We start from the raw sequence: 1,738 nt of genomic DNA, 5'->3' as shown, positions 1-1,738 counted from the left end.
TTTTCAGGTCTTCAAGACCGTTTTTCTTTTGGTGTCTTAGTAGGTATTTTAAGCTATTACCTAAAAAGAAGCCTTTCAATTGTTCTGGTGTCATGAAGTTCCTTAAAGCATCTATGGACTCCATACCGTACCGACCTTGGTAGTGGCTCGGCTTGTTTACGTTGTCAATTATTTCTAGTTCCATTTTTTATCCTCCAAAAGCTCCTTATTTCTGTATTTTGGTCTCATGCCAAATCCTCCTCTTTTACGAAAGTTCCGTCAATCCAACGGCCTTTGCGGTCTTTGATTTCTTGGTAAGCTAGTTCAAAACACTCTTCAAAATCATAACCGAGAGCATTGCTGATTGATTTTAACCAGATTATTGTACGGATCAAGCTTGATTTACGAACTTCCTTAGCAAAGTAATCTTGATATAATTGAAATTCGCTTATATTTTTATTTAAAAAACCAAAACATGTCATTACATCTCTATCATTTTCTGATGATTTAAAAATCTCCTGCACGTCTACCTTAATCAGCAAGGCCAGACCGACAATCACGACTGCGCAATCTCCGATGCTGTCCTTGGTCAGTTGCTCATTCTTTTTGAGATAGCCTGCGCATAACTCACCGAACTCTTCGCTAAGTTTTAATGACTGCTTGTTCAGCCGGCCACCGTTTTCAAGGTCACGGTCTATAAACCATTGTTTTACATTTTCTAATGTGTTCATAATCTCACCTCATCCCCAATTTTCACTTTCTCATACACTTCTTTCGTAACCACGAACACCCCGTAGTCACGAATCGTAAGCGTGTATAGCTTTCCGTGTCGTCCTTTTTCAAGGACTTTTCCGAATATCTCTGCTCCTTGATTATCAGCCTTGTAGATAACCACTGGCTTCTTCTCTTCTAAATTCCGGATTTTATCCATCTGCCAGATGTTCAATCCAGCAGACAGAAGAATCCAGATAGCTATGAATCGTTTCAATCTATGACCTCCTTATAAAGTAAATTCATATCAAAACCACTTTCGATAAATCTGTGTGTGAGTTCTTTGTTGGTTCCATTTCCTAAGCGATTATAAACCACATGCACATCGATATCTGCACCTAAATATTTTCTCAAACGATCGCGATTATCCACATAAAAGTCGATATTTCGTTTTCGTTGTTGATAAGGCTCGCCTTTATCTATATCTCTAGTACACCACATTAGTACCTTTGAAATGACATCATTCTTTGTCAAACAATCTCTTAAAGAAAAGTATGTGTTTGTTTTTGGGATGAGAATAAGTTCTAATTGTCTGTTTATAAATGAGTCAGGAAAATAACTCATAAGTTTTTTCAATTCTTCAAAGACTTCATCATTCATCACTCCACCTCTTGAATTTCCATACCAGGGCAATCAAATACCCAACTCATGTCATTTTCTTCTAGATCGGTTTTAGTATGATATCCTGAATAGAATACTTCATCATAACTAGAGAAAATATAATCCTCATCTTCAGTGTGATAGTACAACTTTTGTCCACTTGATTTCAGAGTTACAATATATTTCCTCTCTTTCTCGACCTCATAGCCTAGAATCCAAGCAAGACAGAATTTTTCGATATTGTCTTCGTAAAACCACTCAGGGACTCTCTTATCGTAATGATCTTCAATCACTCTCATCGCCCCATAAACATGAAAATTGTTTGCCTTTTTAAACTCTATATAATCCGCCACGTACTGAGGGATTGCGACTGTTTCTGGTTCGTCTA

At 37.2% G+C, this 1,738-nt stretch carries 5 protein-coding genes; all 5 read right to left on the bottom strand.

What is annotated here, in order from left to right:
- The coding region (locus tag HMPREF2805_RS02655; protein WP_083301266.1) for a DUF3310 domain-containing protein at nucleotides 1–184 on the bottom strand (184 nt) is incomplete at its 3' end.
- A gap of 40 nt (nucleotides 185–224) precedes the next feature.
- Nucleotides 225–710, bottom strand: a complete 486-nt coding sequence (locus HMPREF2805_RS02650; RefSeq protein ID WP_075231271.1) for a MazG-like family protein — start codon at nucleotides 708–710, stop codon at nucleotides 225–227.
- Entirely contained in the window at nucleotides 707–967 is a 261-nt protein-coding gene (locus tag HMPREF2805_RS02645; RefSeq protein ID WP_075231270.1) for a DUF1372 family protein, read from the bottom strand. Before HMPREF2805_RS02645 ends, HMPREF2805_RS02650 begins: the two co-directional genes overlap by 4 nt.
- Nucleotides 964–1,350 carry a hypothetical protein gene (locus HMPREF2805_RS02640; protein ID WP_075231269.1) on the bottom strand — a complete coding sequence of 129 codons (387 nt, stop codon included), beginning with the start codon at nucleotides 1,348–1,350 and terminating at the stop codon, nucleotides 964–966. Before HMPREF2805_RS02640 ends, HMPREF2805_RS02645 begins: the two co-directional genes overlap by 4 nt.
- On the bottom strand, nucleotides 1,350–1,738 hold a 389-nt coding region (locus tag HMPREF2805_RS02635), incomplete at its 5' end, for a DUF1642 domain-containing protein (RefSeq protein ID WP_075231268.1). The genes HMPREF2805_RS02640 and HMPREF2805_RS02635, both read right to left, overlap by 1 nt.

It is taken from the genome of Streptococcus sp. HMSC034E03 (assembly GCF_001811505.1).
In the GTDB taxonomy this organism is placed as follows: domain Bacteria; phylum Bacillota; class Bacilli; order Lactobacillales; family Streptococcaceae; genus Streptococcus.
The sequence above is the reverse complement of the archived record's forward strand: the minus strand, read 5'-3'. Positions and strand labels throughout refer to the sequence as shown.